1 protein-coding gene is annotated in these 3,585 nt (G+C 72.9%); it reads left to right on the top strand.

Annotation, left to right across the window (positions count from 1 at the left end):
- The coding region (locus KUM38_RS42640) for an SDR family NAD(P)-dependent oxidoreductase (protein WP_254398446.1) at positions 1-3,585 on the top strand (3,585 nt) is incomplete at both ends.

Below are 3,585 nucleotides of genomic sequence, written 5' to 3'. Positions count from 1 at the left end.
GGTCGCGTTGCGGAGCCGGGCGATCCTGGAGCTGGCCGGTTCGGGGGGTATGGCGTCGCTGGGTGTGCCGGTGGAGCGTGCTTCTGAGCTGATCGCGGGCTTCGGCGGCCGGGTGTCGGTGGCGGCGGTGAACGGCCCGGCATCGGTGACGGTGGCCGGTGAGCCGGACGCTTTGGACGCGCTGCTTGCCGACTGCGAGGCGCAGGGCGTGTGGGCGCGGCGGGTGCCGGTGGACTACGCCTCCCACTCGGTGCAGGTGGAGGCGATCCGTGAGCGGCTGCTCGCCGAGCTGGCGGGCATCGAACCGCAGACTCCGACAGTCCCGTTCTATTCGGCGGTGACGGCCGAGCGACTCGAGGCCCCGAGGCTGGACGCGGAGTACTGGTACACCAACCTGCGTCAGACGGTTCGTTTCGAGGAGACGATCCGCCTTCTCCTCGCCCAGGGCTTCGACGCGTTCGTGGAGGCCAGCGCCCACCCCGTGCTGACCGGGGCGATCGAGGACACCGCTGAGGCCCAGGCGCTGGTGGTGGGCACGCTGCGCCGGGGCGAGGGAGGGCAGGAGCGTTTCACGGCCGCGCTGGCGGAGGCGTTCGTCCACGGCCTGACCGTCGACTGGACACCGCTCCTCGGCGACGGCGACGCCCACATCGACCTGCCCACCTACGCCTTCCAGCACCAGCGCTACTGGCCGGCCACCGGCGGCTCGACCGCGGGTGACATCACCTCGGTCGGCCTCGCCAGGGCGGATCATCCGCTGCTGGGCGCCGCGGTGCGGCTGGCGGAGTCCGACGGTGTGCTCCTCACCGGGTCGCTCTCCCTCGCCTCGCATTCGTGGCTGGCCGGCCACCGGGTCGCCGGATCGGTGGTGCTCCCCGGCGCGGCCGTCGTCGACCTGGCGATCCGCGCCGCGGACGAGACGGGCTGCGACCTGCTGGAGGAACTCCTCCTGGAGGCACCTCTGACGGTGCCGGACCAGGGCGCGGTGAGCGTCCAGGTCCGCGTAGAGCGGATGGAGGAGTCGGAGGACTCCGCGACGTACGGCCTGAGCATCCACTCGCGGGCTGCCGACGCGGACGCCACCGAGCCGTGGACGCGGAACGCCACGGCCGTACTGGCGACCGGAGCGGTTCCCGACGCCGATCGGGAGGCCACCCGGTTCGAGATCTGGCCGCCCAAGGGGGCGGGGCCGATCGACCTGGACGGCTTCTACGAGGGCCTCGCCGAGGCCGGGCACGGCTATGACGGCCTGTTCCGCGGTCTGACGGCGGCCTGGCGCCTCGGCGACGACATCTACGCCGAAGTGGCGCTGCCCACGGACGAGGAACTCGCGTCCGGCTTCGCCATCCACCCGGCCCTGCTGGACTCCGCGCTGCACGGTGTCGCCCTCGACGGTGCCGCAGATGGACGGCTGCGGTTGCCGAGCCGGTGGGCCGGCGTGTCCCTGACCGCGACCGGCGCGACCGCCCTGCGCGTACGGCTCGCTCACCTCGGCCCCGACGAGATCGCCGTCGAACTGGCCGACCAGACGGGCCGACCGGTCATGACCGTCGGCTCTCTGGTGGTCCGGCCCGTCTCCATCGAGGAGTTCCAGGAGGCGCGGGCCGACCACGGGCGGGGCATGTACCGCGTCGACTGGGTCGCGGCCACTGCTCCCCCGTCCGAAGGGGACGTCCGGTCCGACGACGCGTGGGCCGTACTCGGGGAGCCCGGCACGCAGGCGTTGACGGCCTTCGAGGCGATCCCCCGGCACCCCGACCTCATGGCGCTCGGAACGGCGATCGACGCGGGAAGCCCGACACCGGAGGCCGTTCTGCTGCCCTGCGCGCCGGCCCCGGCGTCGGACGGCGCCGACCTCGACGAGCAGGACCTGATCGAGCGGACCCATGCCACGGCGGCGGGTGTGTTGTCGGTGGTGCGGGAGTGGCTGGGTGACGAGCGGTTCGCCGGGTCGCGGTTGGTCGTGGTGACGCGGGGTGCGGTGGGTGCCGGCGGTGGTGTGCCGGGTGTGTCGTCGTCGGCGGTGTGGGGGCTGGTGCGGTCGGCCGCGACGGAGCATCCCGGGCGGTTCGCGCTGGTGGACGTGGATGGGGACGACTGGTCGTCGGCTGTGCGGGATGCCCTGGTGACCGGCGAACGCGAGGTTGCGGTACGCGGTGGCGAGCTGCTCGTGCCGCGTCTGGTGCGGCACGGAGTGGACTCCGGCAGTGAGCGGGTGTCGTTCGGTGACGGGGCGGTGCTGGTGACCGGGGGTACGGGCACGCTGGGCGGGTTGATCGCCCGTCACCTTGTGTCCCGGTACGGGGTGCGCGAGCTGGTGTTGCTCGGGCGCCGAGGTGAAGAGGCGCCGGGTGCCAGGGAGCTGGTGGAGGAGCTTGCGGCGCTGGGTGCGTCGGTCGTGGTGGAGGCGTGTGACGCGGCGGAGCGTGATGCGTTGGCCGGTGTTCTGGAGCGGATACCGGTGCTGACGGGTGTGGTGCACGCGGCCGGTCTGCTGGACGACGGTCTGGTCGAGGCGATGACGGAGGAGCGGCTGCACCGGGTGCTGCGTTCCAAGGTCGACAGTGCGGTCAATCTGCATGAGCTGACCCGTGACCTGGACCTGTCCGCGTTCGTGCTCTTCTCCTCCGCCGCGAGTGTGTTCGGCAACAGCGGTCAGGCGAACTACGCGGCCGCCAACGCCTTCCTCGACGCCCTGGCCGAGCATCGGCGCGCGTCCGGCAGGCCCGGTGTCTCCCTGGGCTGGGGACCGTGGGCGCAGTCCAGCGCTCTGACCGGCGCCACGGAGAACAGCGCGGCGTCCCGTGCCCTGCGGCGCGGCGTCCGGGCCCTGACGAACGAAGAAGGACTCGCCCTCTTCGATGCCGCGCTGCGGTCCGACGCGGCGCATCTCCTCCCCGTCCTGCTGGACCCGGTGGCCCTGCGGGCCCGAGCGGCCGCGGGCGCGTTGCCGGACGTGCTGCGCAGTGTGGTGCGCGCGACGACCCGCCGGGTCGCGGCCACCGCGACGGAAGCGGCGGGCTCCACGTTCGCCTCACGGCTGGCGGCCCTCGACGAGGAGGCGCGCGAGGCCGAGATCCTCCACCTCGTCCGGACGAACGTCTCCCTCGTCCTGGGCCATGAGTCCGGGGAGGCGGTGGGCGCCGGGCGGGCGTTCAAGGAGCTCGGGTTCGACTCGATGCTCGCGGTGGATCTGCGGAACCGGTTGAGTGCGGCGACGGGGCTGCGCTTGCCGGCGACGCTGGTGTTCGACTACCCGACCCCGTCGGCGCTCGCCGGATACCTGCGGAGCGAGCTGGTCGGTTCGGGGACCGCCGTGGCCGGTCAGGTGCCGTCCACCGCAGCCGTCGCCGTCGACGACGATCCGGTGGTGATCGTGGGGATGGCGTGCCGTTACCCGGGCGGCGTGGCGTCGCCGGAGGACCTGTGGCGTCTGGTCGCCGAGGGCCGGGACGCGATCGCCGGATTCCCCGAGGACCGCGGCTGGGACCTCGAAGACCTCTACGACCCGGATCCCACAGCGCTGGGCAAGAGCTATGCCTCCGAGGGCGGGTTCCTCTACGACGCCGGTGACTTCGACGCGGC

The sequence above is a fragment of the Streptomyces sp. AC558_RSS880 genome (genome assembly GCF_019049255.1).
Taxonomy (GTDB): domain Bacteria; phylum Actinomycetota; class Actinomycetes; order Streptomycetales; family Streptomycetaceae; genus Streptomyces.
The sequence above is the reverse complement of the archived record's forward strand: the minus strand, read 5'-3'. Positions and strand labels throughout refer to the sequence as shown.